The sequence below is a fragment of the Rhodococcus sp. 06-235-1A genome (assembly GCF_002258785.1).
Taxonomy (GTDB): Bacteria; Actinomycetota; Actinomycetes; order Mycobacteriales; family Mycobacteriaceae; genus Rhodococcoides.
The window spans coordinates 284,489-307,474 of sequence record NZ_NOYI01000013.1 but is presented as its reverse complement, the minus strand read 5'-3'; the positions used below and the strand labels follow the sequence as shown (position 1 = coordinate 307,474).

General features: G+C 65.3%; 23 protein-coding genes and 1 tRNA gene. 5 read left to right on the top strand and 19 right to left on the bottom strand.

From position 1 onward, the window contains the following. Positions 1-150: 150 nt before the first annotated feature. Positions 151-223: transfer RNA gene (locus CH275_RS14490), tRNA-Asn, on the bottom strand. Between the two features lie 160 nt (positions 224-383). On the opposite strand from CH275_RS14490, the gene CH275_RS14485 reads away from it, so the two are divergent. After that, on the top strand, positions 384-629 hold the full coding sequence (locus CH275_RS14485) for a hypothetical protein (protein WP_032379567.1): 246 nt from the start codon (positions 384-386) through the stop codon (positions 627-629). On the opposite strand, the gene dnaG is transcribed toward CH275_RS14485, so the two are convergent. The 7 genes from dnaG to CH275_RS14450 are packed head-to-tail and all read right to left on the bottom strand — an operon-like array spanning position 626 to position 8,154. Next, positions 626-2,542 (bottom strand): DNA primase, encoded by a 1,917-nt coding sequence (dnaG, locus tag CH275_RS14480; protein ID WP_094679019.1) that lies wholly within the window; start codon positions 2,540-2,542, stop codon positions 626-628. The genes CH275_RS14485 and dnaG overlap by 4 nt on opposite strands. A gap of 42 nt (positions 2,543-2,584) precedes the next feature. Next, positions 2,585-3,859, bottom strand: a complete 1,275-nt coding sequence (locus CH275_RS14475) for a deoxyguanosinetriphosphate triphosphohydrolase (protein WP_094679018.1) — start codon at positions 3,857-3,859, stop codon at positions 2,585-2,587. Between the two features lies 1 nt (position 3,860). Beyond that, entirely contained in the window at positions 3,861-4,577 is a 717-nt protein-coding gene (locus tag CH275_RS14470; protein WP_094679017.1) for a YdcF family protein, read from the bottom strand. Between the two features lie 55 nt (positions 4,578-4,632). Further along, the gene (locus tag CH275_RS14465; protein ID WP_094679016.1) at positions 4,633-5,241 is read right to left on the bottom strand and encodes a response regulator transcription factor; all 609 of its coding nucleotides are present in this window, start codon (positions 5,239-5,241) and stop codon (positions 4,633-4,635) included. Positions 5,242-5,247: 6 nt separating this feature from the next. Next, positions 5,248-6,363, bottom strand: coding sequence for a sensor histidine kinase (locus CH275_RS14460; RefSeq protein ID WP_094679280.1), 1,116 nt, complete (start codon positions 6,361-6,363; stop codon positions 5,248-5,250). A gap of 46 nt (positions 6,364-6,409) precedes the next feature. Next, the gene (locus CH275_RS14455; RefSeq protein ID WP_094679015.1) at positions 6,410-7,213 is read right to left on the bottom strand and encodes an ABC transporter permease; all 804 of its coding nucleotides are present in this window, start codon (positions 7,211-7,213) and stop codon (positions 6,410-6,412) included. Continuing rightward, positions 7,210-8,154, bottom strand: a complete 945-nt coding sequence (locus CH275_RS14450; protein WP_094679014.1) for an ABC transporter ATP-binding protein — start codon at positions 8,152-8,154, stop codon at positions 7,210-7,212. The genes CH275_RS14455 and CH275_RS14450 overlap by 4 nt, the downstream gene beginning before the upstream one ends. Before the next feature lie 203 nt (positions 8,155-8,357). On the opposite strand from CH275_RS14450, the gene CH275_RS14445 reads away from it, so the two are divergent. Further along, a complete protein-coding gene (locus tag CH275_RS14445) occupies positions 8,358-10,256 on the top strand; it encodes a TPM domain-containing protein (RefSeq protein WP_256991026.1) in 1,899 nt (632 codons plus the stop codon). Positions 10,257-10,324: 68 nt separating this feature from the next. Here the strand turns inward: CH275_RS14445 and CH275_RS14440 are convergent, their stop codons facing one another. After that, positions 10,325-11,710: a glycine--tRNA ligase gene (locus CH275_RS14440; RefSeq protein ID WP_094679013.1), complete on the bottom strand. Its 1,386-nt coding sequence runs from the start codon at positions 11,708-11,710 to the stop codon at positions 10,325-10,327. A gap of 343 nt (positions 11,711-12,053) precedes the next feature. Between CH275_RS14440 and CH275_RS14435 the strand changes: the two genes are divergently transcribed. After that, positions 12,054-12,392: an ArsR/SmtB family transcription factor gene (locus CH275_RS14435; protein ID WP_094679278.1), complete on the top strand. Its 339-nt coding sequence runs from the start codon at positions 12,054-12,056 to the stop codon at positions 12,390-12,392. Continuing rightward, the gene (locus tag CH275_RS14430) at positions 12,389-12,829 is read left to right on the top strand and encodes a Fur family transcriptional regulator (RefSeq protein ID WP_256991025.1); all 441 of its coding nucleotides are present in this window, start codon (positions 12,389-12,391) and stop codon (positions 12,827-12,829) included. The genes CH275_RS14435 and CH275_RS14430 overlap by 4 nt, the downstream gene beginning before the upstream one ends. 6 nt (positions 12,830-12,835) lie before the next feature. Here CH275_RS14430 and CH275_RS14425 read toward each other — a convergent pair whose 3' ends face one another. The 4 genes from CH275_RS14425 to recO are packed head-to-tail and all read right to left on the bottom strand — an operon-like array spanning position 12,836 to position 15,900. Beyond that, positions 12,836-13,828, bottom strand: a complete 993-nt coding sequence (locus CH275_RS14425; RefSeq protein WP_094679012.1) for an iron-siderophore ABC transporter substrate-binding protein — start codon at positions 13,826-13,828, stop codon at positions 12,836-12,838. 51 nt (positions 13,829-13,879) lie between these two features. After that, the gene (locus CH275_RS14420; protein WP_094679011.1) at positions 13,880-14,299 is read right to left on the bottom strand and encodes a hypothetical protein; all 420 of its coding nucleotides are present in this window, start codon (positions 14,297-14,299) and stop codon (positions 13,880-13,882) included. Then, a complete protein-coding gene (locus tag CH275_RS14415) occupies positions 14,292-15,110 on the bottom strand; it encodes an isoprenyl transferase (RefSeq protein WP_094679010.1) in 819 nt (272 codons plus the stop codon). Before CH275_RS14415 ends, CH275_RS14420 begins: the two co-directional genes overlap by 8 nt. Further along, positions 15,067-15,900, bottom strand: a complete 834-nt coding sequence (gene recO / locus CH275_RS14410) for a DNA repair protein RecO (protein ID WP_008715506.1) — start codon at positions 15,898-15,900, stop codon at positions 15,067-15,069. Before recO ends, CH275_RS14415 begins: the two co-directional genes overlap by 44 nt. A gap of 72 nt (positions 15,901-15,972) precedes the next feature. On the opposite strand from recO, the gene CH275_RS14405 reads away from it, so the two are divergent. Further along, positions 15,973-17,394, top strand: a complete 1,422-nt coding sequence (locus CH275_RS14405; protein WP_094679008.1) for an amidase — start codon at positions 15,973-15,975, stop codon at positions 17,392-17,394. 42 nt (positions 17,395-17,436) lie between these two features. On the opposite strand, the gene era is transcribed toward CH275_RS14405, so the two are convergent. The 6 genes from era to CH275_RS14375 form a co-directional block, all read right to left on the bottom strand. Then, positions 17,437-18,351, bottom strand: coding sequence for a GTPase Era (gene era / locus CH275_RS14400; protein ID WP_094679007.1), 915 nt, complete (start codon positions 18,349-18,351; stop codon positions 17,437-17,439). A 16-nt stretch (positions 18,352-18,367) separates the two neighbouring features. After that, complete coding sequence (locus CH275_RS14395) at positions 18,368-19,690, bottom strand: hemolysin family protein (RefSeq protein ID WP_094679006.1); 1,323 nt, start codon at positions 19,688-19,690, stop codon at positions 18,368-18,370. A 40-nt stretch (positions 19,691-19,730) separates the two neighbouring features. Further along, positions 19,731-20,273, bottom strand: coding sequence for an rRNA maturation RNase YbeY (ybeY, locus tag CH275_RS14390; protein ID WP_094679005.1), 543 nt, complete (start codon positions 20,271-20,273; stop codon positions 19,731-19,733). A gap of 47 nt (positions 20,274-20,320) precedes the next feature. After that, a complete protein-coding gene (locus tag CH275_RS14385) occupies positions 20,321-21,364 on the bottom strand; it encodes a PhoH family protein (protein ID WP_094679004.1) in 1,044 nt (347 codons plus the stop codon). 93 nt (positions 21,365-21,457) lie between these two features. Next, the gene (locus CH275_RS14380; RefSeq protein WP_094679003.1) at positions 21,458-22,213 is read right to left on the bottom strand and encodes an alpha/beta hydrolase family protein; all 756 of its coding nucleotides are present in this window, start codon (positions 22,211-22,213) and stop codon (positions 21,458-21,460) included. Next, a complete protein-coding gene (locus CH275_RS14375) occupies positions 22,210-22,983 on the bottom strand; it encodes a 16S rRNA (uracil(1498)-N(3))-methyltransferase (protein ID WP_094679002.1) in 774 nt (257 codons plus the stop codon). The genes CH275_RS14380 and CH275_RS14375 overlap by 4 nt, the downstream gene beginning before the upstream one ends. Between the last annotated feature and the right edge of the window lie 3 nt (positions 22,984-22,986).

Below are 22,986 nucleotides of genomic sequence, written 5' to 3'. Positions count from 1 at the left end.
CGAGGTACCGACAAAACTGGCATCGGTTGCCGGGATTCATTCAATCGATATACAGCCAATCGCGTCACGATCTGGTAACTGCGTGAGACTTTGGGTACCAAAGGTTCGGACGACAAAAATCCCCGCCCGGTGAACCGGACGGGGATTGCGCTCCCCCACCTGGACTCGAACCAGGAACCCTTCGATTAACAGTCGAATGCTCTGCCAATTGAGCTATGGGGGATTACCTCGCGGCGTCACACTCTCGTGCGAGCCGTTGGAAACAATAGCGCACACCCCCTCGCTACTACCAAATCGGGTTCTGCCGAGTACCAAATCGCCCTGCTCGAGCTGCGTCGGGCAAGATGGACGGACAGCCGCACGCTCTACGGGAGGACCCACTGATGATTCGTTTGGTACTGGCGGCTGGAGCTGCATACGTGCTCGGTGCCAAGGCCGGCCGGGGCCGGTACGAGCAGATTCGCAAGACAGCGAGCGCCGTTGCGTCGTCTCCGGCCACCAAGAAGGCGATCGAGGTCGGCCGTCAGAAGCTCTCCGATTCCCTCAACACTCAGCCGCGACTCGAGCCGATGCAGCCGATCGACGACGAGACCCAGGTCTACGTTCCACGCGATCAGCTACGGCGCTAACCGACTTCGGCGACACTGCCGACGGCGAGCTCGAGCAGACTGCGGCGGTACTGCTCCAGGGCGATGAGATCACCGAACAACGCGTTGTAGTCGTCCGGCTTCTCGACCGGCGACATGCGCTGCAGTTTCGATTTCAGTTCGGCCACCTGCTGACCGACCCACACTTCCTGCAGCCTCGCGAGCACACCCGAGATGTAGCGCGTGAGAGCGTCGTCGGCCACGCGCATCGGGTCGACGGCCAACTCCGTCACCAACGACACCACCACGGCGTCCTTGGCCTGCTTCGCCACGGCGTCGACCCACTCCCCTCCGCCCAGTCCTGCGGCGGTGCCTCCGGCGGCAGCCACCGCGTCGCGGACGGCCGAGTACGCCGGATGGTGAAAGCTTTCCGGCGGCAGCGAATCGAAGACCGTGCCGGCGACCGCGGGCATCTGCAGCACCGCCTTGAGCGCCTCTCGTTGCGGCCACAGCGTCGGATCGGTGGGGTTCGGACGCGGCGGCCCGGCGGGCGCTTCGGTGGGCGCTGCCTGACGCTTCTCGAACGGCACGCGTTTACCGCTCGTGTCGCCTCGGGCACCCTTCTTCGCCTCGTCGCGTACTCGGGCGAGCACCATTGCGGTGTCGTCCCAGCCGGTCCACCCGGCGAGCTGCCGCGCGTACTCGTCTCGCAGCGACGCGTCCTTGATGCGTGCGACCACCGGCACGGTTCGCTTCAACGCTTCGACGCGACCCTCGGGCGTGTCCAGATCATGCTCTCGCAGCAGCGATTTGACGACGAAGGCGAACATCGGGGTACGTCTGGCCACGAGATCACGAACAGCGTTGTCACCGGACTTCAGGCGCAGGTCGCACGGGTCCATTCCGTCGGGTGCGACGGCGACGAAGGTCTGCCCGGCGATCTTCTGATCTCCTTCGAATGCCTTCATGGCCGCGGCCTGGCCGGCGTCGTCGCCGTCGAAGGTGTAGATCACCTCACCGCGAAAGTAGCTGTCGTCCATCATCAGTCGGCGCAGCATCGCGAGGTGATCCTCGCCGAATGCAGTTCCGCAGGACGCCACCGCGGTCTTGACTCCGGCGAGGTGCATCGCCATCACGTCGGTGTACCCCTCGACGATGACGGCCTGATGCGACTTCGCGATCTCCTTGCGCGCCAGGTCGAGGCCGAACAGCACCTGAGACTTCTTGTACAGCATGGTTTCCGGGGTGTTGATGTACTTGCCGGGCATCGTGTCGTCGTCGAACAGTTTGCGCGCACCGAAGCCGATGACGTCGCCGCTCTGACTGCGAATGGGCCACACCAACCGGCGTCGGAAACGGTCGATGGGCGTACCGCGCTTGCCGGGTGTCGCCAACCCCGCGTCGACGATCTCCTTGGCCTCGAAACCCTTGCCCAGTAGGTGTTTGGTGAGGGTGTCCCAGCCGTCGGGTGCATACCCACAGCCGTAGGCCAGTGCGGCATGGCCGTCGAAATTGCGTTCGGTGAGATAGTCCCGTGCGGTCTGGGCGTCGGGACCACTGAGCCTGCCCGCGTAGAACTCCTGCGCTGCTGCGTTCGCGGCGATCAGGCGGGCGCGCGTGCCGCGGTCACGCTGAACCGATGGCCCTCCGCCCTCGTAGGAGATCGAGTAGTTCAGCCGGTCGGCCAGCTGTTCGACGGCCTCGACGAACGAAATGTGCTCGATCTTCTGGAGGAAGGAGTAGGCATCACCTCCCTCGCCGCAACCGAAGCAGTGATAGTGACCGTGATTGGGTCGAACGTGGAACGACGGCGATTTCTCGTCGTGGAAGGGGCACAACCCCTTCATGGAGTCGCCGCCCGCGCGCTTGAGAGAGACGTAGTCGCCGACTATGTCTTCGATCCGTGTGCGTTCGCGAATGGCGGCAATGTCGCGTTCAGGAATTCGGCCGGCCACGTGTGAAGTCTAGCGTCGAACCAGACACCCGACACCCGCCGATCAACCCCAGCTGGCCTGAGCTCCGAGTGATCGCTTGTCGATCAGTTCGAGTCGACTTTCGGTGTACGACGCGATCTGGTCGACCACCACTCGGGTACGTTCCGCATCACTGTCGGCGCGCTGCCAGGCCGGCACCAGAATGGGGTCCAGTTCACCCGGAGCCGAGCGCAACAACCACTCGGCGACGCGGTGGATTCGGTCGCGCTGACGCTCCTGACGGATCTTGTGGCCTGCATCGGACATCACGTACCGCAGCGCCATGGTCTTGAGCAGCGCAACTTCGGATCCGACGATCGACGGCACCACGAGGTCTGCGTCGTATCGGCTCAGCGGCGCTGTGCCGTACTTCTCGTGGGTGCCCTCGATGGCGGCGGTCGCGAAGCGCCCGACCAGTTCACTCGTCATGTGCTTGAGCGCAACGGACGCCGCGAGGGTGCCGTCGTATCGTCCGACGGCGACCACGACGGGCATCCTCGACAAGCGGTTCGCGGCTTCGATCAACTCGTCGACGTCGAGTCCGCGGAATTCCGACACGCCGAGTTCGGCTAGGGCTCGTTGCTCGATCGGATCGGACAGCGCGCGAAGGTCGATTCGGGCATCGATGACGCCGTCCTCGACGTCGTGTACCGAGTACGCGACGTCGTCGGACCAATCCATGCTCTGCGCTTCGAGGCACTTGTGCTTGTCCGGCGCACCGTCACGAACCCATCCCAGAACGGCCGAGTCGTCGTCGTAGGCACCGAATTTCGCGCCCGGAGCCGGCCGGATCCAGGGATACTTGGTGGCGGCGTCCAGCGACGCCCGGGTCAGGTTCAACCCGGCGCTACGACCGTCGGCGTCGAGAATCTTCGGCTCGAGCCCGGTGAGGATGCGCAGATTCTGGGCGTTGCCCTCGAACCCGCCACAGTCCTGCGCCACTTCGTCGAGAGCCCGTTCGCCGTTGTGGCCGTACGGCGGATGGCCGATGTCGTGCGCCAGCCCCGCGAGGTCCACCAGGTCGGGGTCACTGCCGAGACCTTCGGCGATGCTACGGCCGATCTGCGCGACTTCGAGTGAGTGTGTCAGCCGAGTGCGCGGAGTGTCTCCGTCCCGCGGACCGGTCACCTGAGTTTTGTCGGCAAGCCTGCGAAGTGCAGCGCAGTGCAGCACCCGTGCCCGGTCACGGGCGAAGGCGCTTCGATGCGAGGCGTTGTCGGTTCCCGGTTTCAGGCCGGCGGTCTTCGGGGGTTCGGTGACGAATCGTTCGACGTCGTGCGCCGAGTAGGTGCCGGTCATGTCACTGGCCTGCCGTGTAGGAGAAGTCTGCGGTGAAGTGAGTCAGCTGGTACCACAGGAGCGCGCCCGTCTCCCTGGCGATTCCGTGTGCCTGGGATTCCCTGGTGTAGACGGCCGGGCCGGTCCGCGTCGGCGAGGTCCACGCGTCGAGTCCGGCGTCGCGCGCCATGGTGCGAGTACGCAGTGAATGCCAGGGATCACTGACCAGCACCACCGACGACTTACCCTCGTCGCGGAGTGTGTTGCTCACGGCCTCGATGCTTTCGAGCGTGTCCGAGCCGGTCTCGACGGCCACGATGGCATCGGCGGGCACACCCTGCTCGATCAGATAATTGCGACCCGACGCGGCCTCGGTGAACAGGTCGCCTTCCTGCTTGCCGCCCACCGTGACGATCTCGGGAGCGATGCCCTGCTCGTACAGAGATGCGGCCTGCGCCAATCGGGCCTCGAACACGGTCGAGGGTGTACCGCTGTACTGCGCTGCGCCGAGTACGACAATGGCGTCCGCCTTGGAATAGTCGTCGATGCGGGCAACCTGCCACACGCGAACCGCCGTTCCGGCGACCAGCACCACCGACATCAGGACCACTCCCGCGACCAGCCGACCGGTCCAGCGTCCCAGCGTTCCGAAGAAGCCCAGGCGCTCGGGACCGGGGTCCGAGGCATACCGATCGTCGTACGGATCGCCGTACGAATCTCGGTCGAGAGTTGAATTCACTCCTCGAGTTTGCCAGGCCCGCGCATCTTCGGCGGGCACGGCGCGCCTCATGGCTCTACAACCACCCACGATCCTCGGCCACGCGGACCGCTTCGGCACGGGTGCTGGTACCGGTCTTCCCGATCGCCGACGACAGGTGATTGCGCACCGTCCCCTCCGACAGGTGCACCGTGGCGGCGATGGAGCCGGCCGTTCCACCCTGCGCGGCTGCGCGAAGAACTTCCTGCTCACGGGCCGTCAGAGGCGAGACGCCGTCGGTCAGGGTTTCGGTCGCCAGCGTCGGATCGACCACTCGAAGCCCCATGTGCACTCGCCTGACGGCGTCGGCCAGCTGCTTCGCGGGAGTGTCCTTGACCACGAAACCCGATGCACCCGCGTCGATCGCGCGGCGTAAGTATCCGGGGCGGCCGAACGTGGTGACGATCAACACCCTCGACTCCGGCGCCACCAGGGCCAGTTCGGCGGCGACGTCGATCCCGTTCTTGCCCGGCATCTCCACGTCGAGCAGAACGACATCGGGTCGATGTTCGAGCACGGCAGCGACCACTTCGTCCCCGCGTCCCACCTCGGCGACCACGTCCAGATCGTGTTCGAGCCCCAGCAGTGCTGCGAGCGCGCCCCGCACCAGCGCCTGATCGTCGGCCAGCAACAGTGTGATGGTCATTGCGCTCTATTCACCGTGTACCTCCACCCTGAATCCACCGGTCGACACCCGGGCGATCGTCAGTGAACCACCCGCGGCGCGCACTCGTTCACCGAGACCTCGGAGACCGTTTCCACCGTTGTCGCTGCCATCCTCGGCAGGTCCGACTCCGTCGTCGACGATCGAGATGCTCGACGCCGTCAGCGTCACCCGGCAGTGCCGCGCGCTCGAGTGTCGAACCACGTTGGTCACCGCTTCCCGAAGTACCCATCCGAAGAGTTCTCGGTGTCGCAGTGGTACGACATCGGCGTCACCGGGAAGGTCGGCCTCGATCCCCGCCGCCGTCAGAGCCGTTTTCGCACTGGCCAATTCAGCGCCGACATCGATCTGGCGCATGCCGCCGACGGTGCTACGAACGTCCGCAAGCGCTTGCCGGGCAAGCGTTTCCAGTTCGGCGATCTCCACGGCCGCACGGGCGGGATCGATCTCGATGAGCCTGCCTGCCAGCTCGCTCTTGACGGTGATGACGGTCAGGGAGTGGCCGAGAATGTCGTGCACGTCGCGACTCATACGCTCGCGTTCGGCGACGATGGCCAGATCGGCCAGTTGTTGCCTGGCAACGGCCAATTCGTGATTGCGTTGGAACACCTGGGTGATGCCCCACGCAGCAGCCGAGCTGATCAACAGCTGGAACGCGAAGAAATTGTCGGGCTCCCAGGACGAGACGGCGCGCGGTGTCAGTTCGACGATCACCACCATCACCGCGACCAACGTCCACGCCTGCCGGACGGGCAGGGTCATCATCGCCAGGACGGCGATGTAGACGGTCGCGCCGAAACCTGTGGTTCCGACCAGGGCACTGAGCGCGACGGTCAGGGCGACCATCGCCCCGAGCGCGATCCATGCCTGCGACGTGGGTAGCGGACGTCCTCTGCGATGGCCGTTGCGGAACCGCCAGAACGTGGTCGTGAACACCACACCGAAAGCGACGATCGCAACGATCCCGGAGGCCCGTGCCGCGATCGACGGCAGAGCGAGGATCTCGTTCAACGGGTAGATCAGGTAGATCAGCCAGATGGCTCCGAACATCCAGCCGTATCGCCACACCCGCCCCTCCGGCAGGTCGGCGGTGAACGTGGTCATGTCGCCCACGGTATCCCCGTGGGCGACACGATCAGCGGTTTCGGCGTCAGGCACGCTTGGTGTCTTTGCGGAACAGCAGCGACGCGCCGACGACGAACACGGTGGCCCACACCACCAGGTTCACCACGGCGATCACCAGAGTGCCCGCGTCAGCGGACGTGAACGGCGCTCTTGCCACCGTGGCCAGGCCGTAGAGCGGGGTGAACTTGGCAAGCATCGGGAACCAACCGCTGTCACCGAGGGGAACGAACAGTCCGCCTGCCAGGGCGAGGAAGGCCAGCACCGGTCCGAGGATCTGCATCACGTTCTCCGACGGCAGCAGATACCCCATGAAGAGGCCGAACGCGGCGAATACCGCGGACCCGAGCCACGCGATCACTCCGCACGCGAGCCACACCCAGATCGGCATGTCGGCTCCGAAGAATTTCGCGACGACGAACACCACGACGATGGCGGCTGCACCCATCGTCATGGCCACGAGGACCTTGGTGACGATGTACGCGACCGGCTTGAGTGGGGTCAATCGCAGCTGCCGGCTCCACCCTTGGGCCCGCTCGACCGAGACCATCGTTCCCCCACTGGTGGTGGCGAGCATCGCGCCGTAGACGGCCATGCTGATGGCGATGTAGCCGGTGACGTTCCCGTGCGCGAACGGGTAATCGGTCCTGTAGTCCGACTGAGTACCGAAGATGACGAAGAACACGGGCGGCATCACCAACGTGAAGATCAGAGTTCGCTTGTTCCGAAACAGTCGCCGAATTTCGAGTCCGAGGAAGGTGGGCGAAAATCCGCCCCAGGCAACGGCTCTGGCAGACGTGCGGGTGGTCGTGGACGGCGTGGTCGTGGTCATCGGATGCTCCCGGCGAGGTCGTTTTCGGCTGAGTCGTTTTCGGCTGGGTCGTTCTCGGAATCGGTGGTCAGGGCGAGGAATGCGTCTTCGAGGTTGCGCGAGACGATCTCGAGATCCGTCGCATGCGCATCGTTGAGCAGATAGCGAGCCACGGCGTCGGAGTCACGTCCGTGCACGATCACCCGATCGCCTCGCGTTTCGACGCGATCCACGCCGGGCAACGCAAGCAACATCGACTGATCGACGCCGGGCAGCGTCGCGGTGACGGTGCGTCCTGCAGCCAGGTTCTTCACCTCGGCGGCGCTACCGTCGGCAACGATCTTGCCGTGCCGCACCAGCACGATGCGGTCCGCGTAGGCGTCGGCCTCGTCGAGGTAGTGCGTTGCGAAGAGCACCGTGCGCCCGGTACTGGCGTCCTGACGAATGGCGTTCCAGAAATCACGACGACCCTCGACGTCCATGCCGGTGGTCGGCTCGTCCAGCACCAGCAGGTCCGGATCGGGCAGCAGTGCGAGCGCGAACCGAAGCCGTTGTTGCTGACCGCCGGAGCATTTCGCCACTCGACGGTCTCCGATGTCGGCGATACCGGCCCGGGTCAGCACCTCCTTGACCGAACGAGTGTGGGCGAACAGTGCCGAGGTCAGCTCGACGGTTTCGCGAACGGTCAGATCACGAAGCAGACCGCCGGTCTGCATGACGGCGGAGATGCGGCCCTGGGCGATGGCGTCGGCAGGAGTTCCGCCGAACACGGAGACCGACCCGGTTGTCGGTGCTGCCAGGCCGAGCATCATGTCGATGGTGGTCGTCTTTCCCGCTCCGTTCGGTCCGAGAAATGCGACGACCTCGCCCGGCTCGATGGACAGGCTGAGCCCGTCGACCGCCCGGACCGAGCCATAGGTCTTGGTGACGTTTCGCAGTTCGACTGCCTTCGTTGTGGTCATGGGAATCACTCTGCTGCGATCGAGCAGCGCCCACCTCGTCCGAGCGTCACGATTGCGAGGTGACAACTGTCATGCATCCGGATCGACCTGCTCGATCTCAGTACCACGCAGCCGGTAGATTTCATCGCATGGCAGTCCAGCACCGGCGTCACTCCAGCGCCGCAGTCCGTAGGTCGGTTCATCGATTTCGTCGTCTCGCCGCTATGGGTGCTCTGACCCTGTTCGCCGCGGTTCTGCTCGCGCCGGGAGTTGCATCCGCCGAGGCTCCCTCGCGGCTCGCCACGCAGATCACCGACAACGTCCAGGCACTCGACCCGGATTCGCTCGCCGAGGTACAGACCTCCATCGACGACCTCTACGGCAGCAGCCAACTTCGCCTATGGGTCACTTACGTTGCGGATTTCGACAACATGTCGGCGGTGAACTGGGCCGAACAGACGTACGACCGTAGCGACCTCGGTCAGCGTGACGTTCTGCTCGCAGTGGCGACCGTCGACCGTTCGTACTACCTCGCCGTGAACACCGGACTGTCGCAGATCACCTCGTCCGAACAGGACGACATTCGGGTCAACGACCTCGAACCCGCACTGGGAGAAGAGGATTGGTCCGGTGCCGCGATCGCGGCCGCCGGTGCACTCGGTGAAGCCTATGCCGCGAGCGGCAGTGGCGGATCGTCCGCGCCACTGCTGATCGGCGTCGGCGTACTGGCCGTGGCGGGCGGTGGAGCCGTCGTCTACTCGTCGCGTCGCAAGAAGGCCCGCGTCGCTGCCGAAGTAGACGCCGTGGCGAAGATCGACCCGAGCGACCCGGCCGCGCTCGCCGCCTTCCCGATCGACGTTCTCGACACCCGGGCCAAGGAAATTCTGATCGAAACCGACAACGCAGTGCGCGCCAGCGAAGAGGAATTGACGCTCGCGCGAGGCGAATTCGGCGACTCGGCGGCTGCGCCGTTCATCACCGCCTACGACAACGCCAAGAAGGCCCTGGCGTCCGCATTCGAGATTCGGCAACGCCTCGACGACGCAATTCCCGAAACCCCGGATCAGCGTCGCGCGATGCTCGTCGAGATCATCTCCTCGTGCGGTCAGGCCGATCGTGAACTCGATTCTCGGGTGGAGGAATTCGACGGCTTCCGCGACCTCGTCATGAATGCCGGCCCGCACCTCGATGAGCTGACCCAGGCGGTCGTCGGCTTGACGGTGCGCATTCCGCAGTCCGAAACCGTACTCGCTCAGCTGCATTCGGAATTCTCCGAGACCGCACTGAAATCCATAGCCGACAACGTCACGATGGCCAAGGACCGGATGGCACTGGCAGAGGAGAACATCGAGGCCGGACGCAAGGCGGCGGCGCTCCCACCCGGCAAACAGGGTCCGGCGGTCACCGCGATTCGCACGGCCGAGCGAGCGGTCGATCAGGCGACGGCACTGCTCGATGGTGTCGACCACGCCCGTGACGACATCGGGCACGCCATCGCCACCCTGCCCGACGCCATCGCCGACGTCCGACGCGACATCGAGCAGGCTCGCGGACTGGCCGAACACGGCGGGGCCGAATTGCAGGCGGCCATGACTGCTGCGCAGTCGGCGTTGAAGAACGCGGAGACGGCGCAGTCCTCGGATCCGCTCGGCAGTTACACCGCTCTTGCGGCAGCAGATTCCGAGCTCGAGAAGATCGTCGACGAGGCGTCGGCGGAGAAGGCCGCAGAGGACCAGCTGCGCGCTCGTCTGGATCGCGATATCGCGGCCGCTCAGGCTCAGATCACTGCCGCTGCGGACTACATTTCGACCCGCCGCGGCGGAGTCGGTGCCGACGCACGAACGCGCCTGTCCGAGGCGGAACGCCACCTCGGCGCGGCTCGCCAACTCGAACCGGAGAACCCCGAGGAAGCCCTCAAGCACGCACATGCCGCCAGCCAATTGGCCTCGCGCGCATCGCAGATCGCCCAGTCCGATGTACAGAACTGGGAGAATCGCCACGGGCCACGCGGCGGCGGCTTCGGCGGCAGTAGCGGCGGCAACGTTGCCGGTGCCGTACTCGGCGGCATCCTGATCAACAGCGTGCTCCGCGGCGGCTTCGGCGGTGGCGGCGGACGCTTCTAGTATCTCGACAGACGTACGACAGGGTCCGATCTCACGAAGAGATCGGGCCCTGTCGGTTGATGACGCTCTTACGCGCCGATCAGACGGGAGGCGATGTAGCCCTCGACCTGATCGAGAGCCACCCGCTCCTGCGCCATCGTGTCGCGTTCGCGGATGGTGACGGCATGATCGTCGAGGGTGTCGAAGTCGACGGTGATGCAGAACGGCGTACCGATCTCGTCCTGACGACGGTAACGGCGACCGATGGCCCCGGCGTCGTCGAATTCGACGTTCCAGTACTGACGCAATTGCTGCGCAAGATCTTTCGCCTTGGGCGTCAGTTCGGCGTTACGTGAGAGCGGAAGCACCGCCACCTTCACGGGGGCCAGACGGCGGTCGAGCTTGAGCACGACCCGCTTGTCGACGCCGCCCTTGGCGTTCGGGGCCTCGTCCTCGGTGTACGCGTCGACGAGGAACGCCATCAGCGAACGCGTCAAGCCTGCCGCCGGCTCGATGACGTACGGGGTGTAGCGGGTGTCGGTGGCCTGCTCGTAGTAGCTCAGGTCCTGGCCCGACGCCTTCGAGTGCACCGAGAGGTCGTAATCGGTGCGATTCGCCACGCCTTCGAGCTCACCCCACGCACTGCCCTGGAAACCGAACTTGTACTCGATGTCCACGGTCCGCTTGGAGTAGTGCGAGAGCTTCTCCTTCGCATGCTCGTACAGCCGCAGGTTCTCCGGGTCGATGCCGAGGTCGGTGTACCACTTCATGCGGTAATCGATCCAGTACTGATGCCACTCGTCGTCCTCGCCGGGCTTGACGAAGAACTCCATCTCCATCTGCTCGAACTCGCGGGTGCGGAAGATGAAGTTTCCTGGAGTGATCTCGTTGCGGAAGCTCTTGCCGATCTGACCGATGCCGAACGGCGGCTTCTTACGTGAGGTGGTCAGCACGTTGGCGAAGTTGACGAAGATGCCCTGCGCCGTCTCGGGACGCAGGTAGTGCAGGCCCTCTTCGTTGTCGACCGGGCCGAGGAAGGTCTTGAGCAGGCCCGAGAACGCACGCGGTTCGGTCCACGAGCCGGGCTCACCGGTCTCGGGATCGCGGATGTCGGCCAGGCCGTTCTCGGGCGGGTGGCCGTGCTTTTCCTCGTAGGCCTCGATGAGGTGATCGGCGCGGTAGCGCTTGTGCGTGTGCAGCGACTCCACCAGCGGGTCGGAGAACGTCTCGACGTGGCCCGACGCCTCCCATACCTGGCGCGGCAGGATCACCGAGGAGTCCAGCCCGACGGTGTCCTCGCGGCTGGTGATCATGTTGCGCCACCACTGCTTCTTGATGTTCTCCTTGAGCTCGACGCCCAGCGGGCCGTAATCCCAGGCCGACTTGGTACCGCCGTAGATCTCGCCGCACGGGTAGACGAGGCCTCTGCGCTTGGCGAGGTTGGCGACGGTTTCGACTTTGGACTTGGGTGCCACTGGCGGAGCTCTCCATCTTCGGTTACATCGTGATTCTCGGTCACATCGTATGGGGGTGACGCGGGCGGTTTTCGCCCTGATCAGCCTATCTGGCTCGGCCACTGATTCCGAACAGCGGGCGAGCCCGGGAATTGACATGCGTACTCATGCATATCACAATGAATACGATTTGCAATAACAATAACTGCACTAACCTGATGTCATGTCGTCGATTGTGCAGGGAGAGTTCGCCGAGAACGAATCGGCAACCGAAGGAGCCGCAACCGTGTCCACCGAGCAGTCCGTGGCCGCAGACTCGACCACGAGACCCGATTCGACGCACCGGCAGGACCCCGAGCACCCGATACACGAGAACGACCCGTTCGCCGTCGCTCCCCCGGCCCCCATCCCGCCGAAGGAAACCCTCACCGCGGCCGGCGACATCCTCCGGGCGCTCGCGGCCCCGGTGCGGATCGCCATCGTGCTTCAGTTGCGCGAGTCCGAGCGGTGCGTTCACGAATTGGTGGTCGCCCTCGGTGTCACACAACCGTTGATCAGCCAGCACCTTCGGGTACTCAAGGCAGCGGGTGTCGTGCGCGGGGAGCGCAACGGCCGCGAGGTCCTGTACCGATTGGTCGACGATCACCTCTCCCACATCGTCGTCGACGCCGTGGCCCACGCCGAGGAAGGCCGGAACCTGTGACCGAGAAGTCCACCGACACCGCGATACCGCGACGCCCCGTTGTCGTCGGTGTACGGGCCACCAAACAGCGCAGCGCGATCTCGGACTTGCTCGACACCATCGAGGAGTTCAAGTCCGCACAGGATCTGCACGACGAGTTGCGCAAGCGCGGCGAGGGGATCGGTCTCACGACCGTCTACCGCACCCTCCAGACCCTGGCCGACGCCGGCACCGTCGACGTCCTCCGCACCGACAACGGCGAGTCGGTCTACCGACGCTGCTCCTCGGGTCATCACCACCATCTGGTGTGCCGCTCGTGCGGCTTCACCGTCGAGGTCGAAGGCCCCACAGTGGAGAAATGGTCGCAGAGTGTTGCCGAGTCCAACGGCTTCAGCGACGTGAGCCACACGATCGAGATATTCGGTACCTGCAGTCAGTGCAGCGCCGCTGCTCGGTGACACCGCTCAGGCAACGACCTCTGCGACGCGAGGCACCAACGCGTCGATGGCGAACGGAATCGACAGGACCGAGTTGTACGTGATCGCACCCCGCTGGTCGGTGGACAGCGGAACGATCGCGTTCGTGCGCGCGGCATCGAGTGTTCCGAAGATCGGATTCTCTCCCACCACGTCGATATCGTCACCGGTACCGAGATAGAGCACCAGGTCCGCGTCGAGCATGGAAATGTTCTCGGCCGAGACCGGAACGAAGAAGTTGGTGCCGTCGTCCTCGGCGCGGATCGCTTCCGGGACCTCGAAGCCCAGCGAGGTGACGAATGTACCGCGGGCATCGCCGGGCAGATACGCTCCGAACTGGCCGTCGTACGGAAGCACCACGGCGGCAGTCTTGCCGGCGAACTCGGGGTGTGCGGCTCGCACCTGTTCGAGCGCAGCGGTGGTCTGCACGTTCAATTCCACTCCACGATCACCTTCACCCATCGCACGCGCGATGGTGTCGGTGGCCACCTCACGATCGACGGAGTAGGCCGCCGATCCCGCCGGGCGAGCGATCGTCGGCGCGATGTCACTGAGTTGTGCGTAGGTGGCCTCGTCGAAGCCGGCGTTGAGTCCGGTGATGAGATCCGGTGCCAGCGAGGCGATCAGCTCGAAGTTCGGCTCGGACTCCGAACCCAGCAGAGTCAGCGGTGCGTCTCCCACCAACTCGTCGGTCCACGGGCCGAGGCCGGTCTCGTAGAACGTGTACCCGGTGTTTCCCACCGGGACGGTGCCGAGCGCGATGACGGCATCGGCGTCGGACACCCCGAGTGTGACGATGCGCGTCGGCTTTTCGGTGATGGTCGTGCTGCCGTAGATGTGATCGATGACGACCGGGAATGCACCGTCCGCCGACTGCGTCGCCGAGTCGCCGGTGTCGGCAGTCGAACAGGCCGTCACGGCCACACCGAGGGCGATCACCGCCACCACTGCCGAGAGCATTCGGGTCCACCGCACAGTCATCGCATCCGCCTCTACTGGGAAAGTAAGTACAGGCAAACCTTAGCTGACCGATCAGGGCAGTAGGCCCTCGCGCGCCTTCTCCACTCCGGCGAGAACCAGGATGAGCATCGTCAGCATGGCCTCGTCGTCCAGCCCGTTCGCCGGGAAGGTGTAGCGCAGCAACACATCTGCGAGCTTGTCGTGGGTGTTGACCGAGATCGCACCGAACTGCGAATCGGCGTTGCGGTCAGAGACCTTCTTGTGGAGGGCGGCCTTGAGCGGCCGATCCCACGCCAACACCGCGGTGAGCGAGAGCACCTCGAGTTCGGGTGAAAGCCGGACGGCGCGCAGCGAGCACAGGGCTCCGGCGTAATCGAAACCGAGCGACCCTTCGTCGCCGACGGTCACCGTGGCGAACTGCGAGAGCGCCAGCTGAGCACGGGTCTGCAACGAGAGCCCCTCGTCAGGCGTCCCGTTCGCGTTGTCACTCATATTTCACTCCGCCGAATCGTCGGTCGCGCGAAGCGAATTCGATACACGCCTCCCACAGATCCCGGCGGTCGAAATCCGGGAACAACTTCTTCTGAAACACGAACTCCGCGTATGCCGACTGCCACAGCAGGAAGTTCGACGTCCTCTGCTCCCCCGACGGACGCAGAAACAGATCCACGTCGGGCATATCCGCTTCGTCGAGGTATTTCGCGACCGTCGCCTCGGTGATCTTCTCGGGGTTCAGCTTGCCTGCGGCCACCTGTCGAGCGATTTCCCTTGTGGCATCGGCTATCTCGGCCCGGCCACCGTAGTTGACGCACATCGTCAACGTCATCACGGTGTTGTGCTTCGTCAGCTCCTCGGCAACTTCGAGTTCCTTGATGACGCTGCCCCACAACCTGGGTCGCCGACCGGCCCACCGGACCCGGACGCCCATCTCGTTCATCTCGTCGCGTCGACGACGAATGACGTCACGGTTGAAGCCCATCAGAAATTTGACCTCGTCGGGACTGCGCTTCCAGTTCTCCGTAGAGAACGCGTACGCCGACAACCACTGCACACCTATCTCGATGCACCCGCAGACGGTGTCCATGAGCACCGCTTCACCCTGCTCGTGCCCCGCAGTACGTGGCAGGCCGCGATCCTGCGCCCACCGACCGTTGCCGTCCATCACCAGAGCGACGTGGCGGGGAATCAATTCCTGCTGCAGAATCGGCGGCCGAGCGCCCGAGGGATGCGGATCGGGAGGGCGCACTGCCGACTGTTCGTCAGGCCGGGGTTGCGGCTCTCGTCGTCGAATCACGGTCCCCATCCTGCCCGACGGTATCGGCGAACACCGAGTCAGGTTGCGCCAGCGGCACCTGATGCGGGTGTGAACGCTCGATGAGTGGAAGCGTGCGGAGCTGCCGTTCGAGATGCCATTGCAGATGCGCCGCCACCAGTCCACTGGCCTGCTTGCGAACGGCATCGGAGGTGGTGACGGTGTAGTCCCACTCGCCTCGTTCGAGCGCGACCATCAGATCCAGGACGCCGGTCGACGGCGTCGCCGATCCCGGTGGACGGCAGTGCACACACACGGCTCCACCGGCAGCGACATGGAACGCTCGATGCGGCCCGACCGCTGCGCACCGCGCGCAATCGGTCAGCGCGGGAGCCCATCCGGCGAAACCCATCGCGCGCAACAGGTAGGCGTCGAGCACCAGCTCGGGAGGCCGCACGTGTTGCGCGAGGGCCCGCAGGGCACCGACGGTCAGCTGATGCAGTCGCTGCGCGGGCGCATGTTCCTCGCCTGCCAGCCGCTCGGCGGTTTCGAGGACCGCACAGCCGGTGGTGTAGCGGCCGTAATCGGCAACGATATCTCCGCCGAACGCGTCGACGGTGTGCACCTGGGTGACGATGTCGAGGTTGCGCCCCGGATAGAGCAGGACGTCGATGTGCGCAAACGGCTCCAGCCGCGCGCCGAACTTGGACTTGGTGCGGCGCACCCCTTTGGCGACGGCCCGGACGATCCCGTTCTCCCTGGTCAACAACGTGACGATGCGGTCGGCCTCACCCAGCTTGTGCTGGCGCAGGACGACTGCGTTGTCACGGTATGGCCTCACGGTCTCCAGTGTCCCACGGGTGTCGCGCGGCCGGCCGTTTCCCGCGCTGACGAGAGTCGATACTGTGCAAACGTGGATTTTCATCGGTCGACTCTCGTTGCCCAGGCCGCCGAACTCGCGTCGGGTCGCATCACCTCGGTAGAGGCGGTCACCGCATCACTCGATCGCATCGAGCAGAGCCAACCCACACTCAATGCGTTCCGTATCGTGCGCCGCGACGCCGCGCTCGCCGAAGCCGCCGAGGCGGATCGCCTGCGCGCCGCCGGCCACACCGCTCCCCTGCTCGGCGTTCCGATCGCCGTCAAGGACGACGTCGACATCACGGGTGAACCGACCGCTTTCGGTTGCGCGGGTGACTTTCCGCCTGCCACTGCGGACTCGGAGGTGGTGCGCAGGCTGCGCGTTGCCGGAGCCGTCATCGTGGGGAAGACCAACAGTCCCGAACTCGGCCAATGGCCGTTCACCGGTGGCGTATTCGGGCACACCCGCAATCCGTGGGATCGCGAGCGCACGCCCGGCGGCTCCTCGGGCGGCAGCTCTGCCGCGGTGACAGCCGAGTTGGTCTCTGCGGCATTGGGTTCCGACGGTGCAGGCTCGGTACGTATCCCAGCATCGTGGACGAACCTCGTGGGGATCAAGCCGCAGCGCGGAAGGATCTCCACCTGGCCGGACGCCGAAGCGTTCAACGGCATCACCGTCATCGGTCCGCTCGCGCGCACGGTGGCCGACGCCGCCCTTCTCCTCGATGTTGTCTCCGGTGGCCACGACGGTGATCTGCACCGCCCGGCTCTCCTCACCGTCTCCGATGCCGTCGGACGCAACCCCGGTCCGTTGCGCATCGCGCTGAGCCTTCATAAGCCCTTCATCCCGACGCCGGCACCCCTGGATCCGGAGATCGCGGCGGCCGCGTACGAGATGGCCGCGGTGCTGCGACTGCTCGGACATCGGGTGGTCGTCGACGATCCCGCGTACGGAATGCTGTTGGGGCTCAACTTCCTACCGCGATCGCTGGCCGGCGTGGCGACCTGGCTCGACCGCCTTCCCGATCCGTCTCTCGCCGATCCACGCACCCGAGCCAATGCCAAGAGCGGCCGCGCCCTCGCCGGAGCGCCGTTGCGTGCAGCTCGCGCGGCCGAGCCGCGCATCGGCCGCCGCATAGGCCGGTTCTTCGACGACTACGACGTCGTGCTCGCCCCCACGACGGCCACTCCCCCGCCGCGGGTCGAGGCCATCGACGACATCTCCAACGCAGACACCGATCGCGTCATCACCGAGCACTGCCCGTACACCTGGCCGTGGAACGTTCTGGGCTGGCCGAGCGTCAACGTGCCCGCGGGATTCACCACCGGCGGCCTACCCATCGGTCTGCAATTGATGGGGCACGAATCCTCGGAGCCACTGCTGGTCTCCGTCGCCGCACAACTCGAGAACGTCTTGCAGTGGCACCGCAAGCGCCCCGATCCCTGGTGGACCCATGTGAGCGAAACTTCGTAGTCTGCTACGAGTTACCGCGCACGTGCGGCGAAGCCGCTCCGGTCAGAAGCCGAGCTTGCCCATCTGCTTGGGGTCGGTCTGCCAATCCTTGGCGATCTTCACGTGCAGGTCCAGGTAGATCCTGGTACCGAGCAGCTTCTCGATCTGCAGGCGCGAGGCCGTGCCGACCTCCTTGAGCCGCGAGCCGCCCTTGCCGATGATGATCGCCTTCTGACTCGATCGCTCGACGTAGAGAATCGCGTGCACGTCGAGCATGTTGTCGTGACCCTCGCGGGGCACGACTTCCTCGATGACGACGGCCAGCGAGTGGGGTAGCTCATCGCGGACGCCTTCGAGCGCGGCCTCCCGAATGAGCTCTGCCATGAGGATTTCCTCCGGCTCGTCGGTCAGCTCACCGTCGGGGTAGAACGCGGGTCCCGGTGGCAGTTCGGAGGCAAGCAGGTCGACCAACTTCTCCACCTGCTCACCGGATTCTGCCGACACGGGGATCACGTGACTCGAATCGCCGAGCAGCTTCGAGAGCGCCATCAATTGCTGTACGACGCGTTCCTTCTTGACCTTGTCGATCTTGGTCACGATGCCGATGAGCGTCGTCTTGGGCGCGATGTGACGAACCTGCTCGAGTATCCACCGGTCGCCCGGTCCGATCTTCTCGTCGGCCGGGATGCACAGGCCGATGACGTCGACCTCGGAGTACGTGTCCTGCACCAGATCGTTGAGCCGTTGCCCCAGAAGCGTTCTGGGACGGTGCAATCCGGGAGTATCGACGAGGATCAGCTGGGCGTGCTCTCGGTGCACGATGCCGCGGATGGTGTGCCGCGTCGTCTGCGGGCGCGAGGACGTGATGGCGATCTTCGACCCCACCAACGCATTGGTCAACGTGGACTTGCCGGTGTTGGGGCGGCCGACGAAACAGACGAATCCGGATCGAAACTCGTCGTTGTGTTGCTCGGACATCGAGCACCTCCAGATTTCAGTGTTGGTGAGTGACGTCCGACGAGTCGTCGTCCTCGGTGGATTCTTCGTCGGGTTCGATCTTTTCGACCAGCACGGTGGTGATGCGGACGCGCCCCTTGGGGTCTGCCCCACCTTCACCGACCAGCAGCAGTCCGTGGGTCGTCACCTGAGCACCGGGCAGCGGCACGCGGCCGAGCTCGTGTCCGAGCAGTCCACCGACCGTGTCGACCTCTTCGGATTCGATCTCGATGCCGAATATCTCGCCGAGGTCCTCGAGCGGCAAGCGGGAGGACACTCGATACCGACCGTCGTCGAGCTCCTCGATGGGCGCTACTTCGTCCGAGTCGTATTCGTCGGCGATCTCACCGACGATTTCCTCGATGACGTCCTCGATGGTCACCAGGCCCGCTATGCCCCCGTACTCGTCGACGAGCAGTGCCATGTGGTTGCGATCGCGCTGCATCTCGGCGAGAAGACTGTCGAGTGCCTTGGAATCGGGAACGAACACGGCCGGACGCATCAGCTCCGACACCTGCACCCCGCGTCCGCCGTCGGTGGAGTAGTACGTCTGCTGCACAAGGTCTTTGAGGTAGACGACACCGACGACGTCGTCCACGTTCTCGCCGATCACGGGGATGCGTGAATGGCCACTGCGCACGGCGAGCGACGTGGCTTGACCGGCCGACTTGTCGGATTCGATCCACACCATCTCGGGCCGCGGGACCATCACCTCTCGGGCGGAGGTGTCGCCCAGCTCGAACACCGATTGGATCATTCGCCGTTCGTCGTCGGCCACGACGCCGCGCTCGCGGGCCATGTCCACCAACTCTCGGAGTTCGATCTCGGAGGCGAAGGGGCCGTTGCGAAATCCCTTTCCGGGGGTGATCGCATTACCGATGAGAATGAGCAGTCTGCTGACCGGTCCGAGCAACCACCCGAGTGCACGCAGCGGCAGCGCTGCTGCCAACGCGATCGAGTACGCGTTCTGCCGACCGAGTGTTCGCGGGCCGACTCCGATCACCACGTAGCTGACCAGCACCATGACCACTGCCGTGATCACCAACGCCGTCGTGGAATCGATCAGTTGCGTCAGACCGCCCGCGAGCAGCACGGTGCCGCCGATTTCGCACAGAATGCGCAGCAGCACCATCAAGTTGACGTAGCGGGGGCGGTCGGCGACCACGACGACGAGGCCGGTGGCGCCGGGCCGCTCGTCCTTGACCATGTCGTCGATGCGCGCCCGCGACACCGTGTTCAGCGCGGAATCGACGGCGGCGAACAGGCCTCCGAGAGGCACCAGAAGGACAGCGAACACGATGAGTGCAACAGCACTGCTCACGCGCGACTACTCCGAATTACGACGGCGGGGATCGCGTCCATCACCGATCGACACCGTCGACGAAACCGGCCTTGCCGAGGAGCCTGGCATCGCGGGCGGCCTGCTGGGCATCCTGCTCTGCTCGCCTGGCGTCCTCGTACCATTCGGCCAGGAGGCGGTTCTGCAGCTCGAACATTTCCTTCTCTTCGTCCGGCTCGGCGTGGTCGTAGCCGAGCAGGTGCAGCACCCCGTGCACGGTCAGCAACGCGAGCTCGTGCTCGAGCGAATGCCCTGCGGCGGCAGCCTGATCCGCGGCGAACGACGGGCACAGCACGATGTCGCCGAGCATGGCCGGTCCGGGCTCGGGCGCATCGGGACGACCGCCCGGCTCGAGTTCGTCCATCGGAAACGACATCACGTCGGTGGGGCCGGGCAGATCCATCCACCGCATGTGCAGATCTGCCATCGTGGCCGAATCCACCAGCACCATCGACAGTTCCGCGGCAGGATGCACGTCCATGCCGGCGATCGCGAACCGTGCGACCGAGACCAGCTCGGGTTCGGAGATGTCCATCCCCGACTCGTTGGACACTTCGATACTCATCTAGCCACTACCCACGCTCTCGTTGCCTGTCGTTTCGTACACCTGAATCATCTTCTCGCCGAACGCGGTCCACCGGTGCGGCGTTGCGCGCGGTTGGGAATCTCACCCTCCGATGCCGACTCGAAGCGCTCGTATGCGTCGACGATCTCCGACACCAGGCGGTGCCGCACCACGTCGCTGCTGGTGAGCTGCGCGAAATGAATGTCGTCCACGTCGGTGAGGATCTCCGATGCCGCACGAAGCCCGGATCGCGCGCCACCGGGAAGGTCGACCTGAGTCACGTCGCCGGTGACGACGATCTTCGATCCGAATCCGAGTCGGGTCAGGAACATCTTCATCTGCTCGGCCGTGGTGTTCTGCGCCTCGTCGAGAATGATGAATGCGTCGTTGAGCGTGCGGCCGCGCATGTAGGCGAGCGGGGCGACTTCGATGACCCCGGCCTGCATCAGCTTGGGGATCGCTTCGTCGTCCATCATGTCGTGCAACGCATCGTGCAGCGGGCGCAGGTACGGGTCGATCTTCTCGTGCAGCGTTCCGGGAAGAAAGCCGAGGCGCTCCCCCGCCTCCACTGCAGGACGCGTCAGGATGATGCGGCTGACCTGCTTGGTCTGCAATGCCTGTACGGCCTTCGCCATCGCCAGGTACGTCTTGCCGGTACCGGCCGGGCCGATGCCGAACACGATGGTGTTGGCGTCGATCGCATCCACGTACCGCTTCTGGTTCAGCGTCTTGGGCCGAATCGTCTTGCCGCGGCGCGAGAGGATGTCGAGGCTCAGCACCTCGGCCGGTGAATCCGACACGCCCTCGGTGAGCATGGCGATCGATCGGCGCACCGCATCGGGAGTCAGTGGCTGAGCACGCTTGGCCAGCGCGGCCAACTCGGAGATCACCCGTTCGGCCAGCGCCACATCGGCCACTTTTCCGGTGAGCGTCACGGCGTTTCCTCGTACGTGGATATCTGCCGTCAGCATCTGCTCGAGCGCCCGCAGGTTCTCGTCGGACTGTCCCAGCAGTGGCATCACTGCTTCGGGGGCGAGTTCCAAGGTGGACCGAACGTCACGCTCGGCGGGAAATTCGCTGTGTTCACTCACGTGGTGGCTATGGCCTGCTCTCTGGTGTCGGCTTCTCGGACGTGCACTTGGTATGAATCGAGTTTAACGCCGCAGCAACGATGCGCATTCCCATTACTCGCTGGTGGCACCGAGCACCGCGTCGAGCGAGAGCGCCCAACACCGCGATTCGGGGTTCAGGAAAGCGAAGTGGTCTTCCCCCGGCACGATCGTCAGTCGCGCGTCGTCTCCGGCAGCGCACGCCAGCGCAACGTACCGTTCGCTCTGCGCCGCCGGGACCTGGATGTCCTCGGATCCGTGCAGGGCGATCGTCGGGATGCCGAGGGGCGCGCGGGCCGCGGGTGAGGCCGACCGGTACAGGTCGGGATCGTCCTCGTATCGGGCCTGCAACAGCGCCTCGACCGCCGGGTTGGTGCGTCCCGATGCACCGCGCGGCTCCAGATCGAGCACGCCGGCCTGCGAGACGATGCGCGACGGGCGGACCTTCGTGCCGGTCTCACCGCCGAGCCACACTGCCAGGTGCCCGCCTGCGGAGTGCCCGATGACGCGTACGTCGGCGATTCCCACCGGGGCGTGGTGCTGCAGTTCCCCGGCGACCACGTCGAGTGCTGCGGTCACATCAGCTTGCATCTCAGGCCAGTGCCCACCTGCGCCGACGCGTCGGTACTCGATGTTCCACGCCACCGCTCCGGCTCCCGCGGCAGCGCGCGCGAACTGGGTGCCCAGGTTCGATCCGTACTGCCCACTCCAGAATCCGCCGTGTACCACCACGACCACCGGCGTCCGGTGATCCATCGGCCCGGCCGGCAGATAGAGGTGGCCGAACTGCTCCGGGTGATCGCCGTACGCGATCTTGATCCGCGCGCTCATGCGTTCTGGAAGTCGGGCGGTAGTTGGGCCCACCGCGAGGTGAGGACACCCAGCGCGCCGAGAGCCACAGCTCCTGCCGTCGAGGTCCGCAGCACCGTCGGGCCCAGCACCACCGGCGTCGCACCCGCCTCGGTCAGGGCGGTGACCTCCCTGTCGTCGAGCCCGCCCTCGGGTCCGACGACGATCGCGACCTCGGGCACCGAGTCGAACGGCAGGTCCCGGAACGCCGAGGTTGCCGCCTCGTGCAGCACCGCCACGATTCCGCCGCGCTCCACGACGCCGCGCACGAAGACGTTGACCGCACGCGAATCGTGCAGCTCGGAGACCTCGGGGATGAATGCCCGACGCGACTGCTTGGCGGCCTCGGCTGCGGTGCTCCGCCACTTCGCGACACCCTTGGATGCCTTCGGGCCCTCCCACCGTGCGACGCATCGCGCGGACTGCCACGGCACCACAGCGTCGACGCCTGCCTCGGTGGCGAGCTCGACGGCGAGTTCCGATCGGTCCGCCTTGGGCAATGCCTGCACGAGCGTTACCACCGGAGTGGGACGCGGCATCTCGCTGCGCGATTGCACGGTCAGTTCCAGTCGGTTCTTCTCCGCCGCGGCGACGATCGCGTCGGCCAAGCCGCCTGCACCGTCACCGAGTAGCACTCGCTCGCCGACGCGGATGCGTCGTACCGTCGCGGCGTGGTGCCCTTCCTTGCCGTCGAGCACTGCGAGCTCGCCGACGTTCGGCAGCGGCGAGAGATAGAAGACCGTCGGGGCCATGGA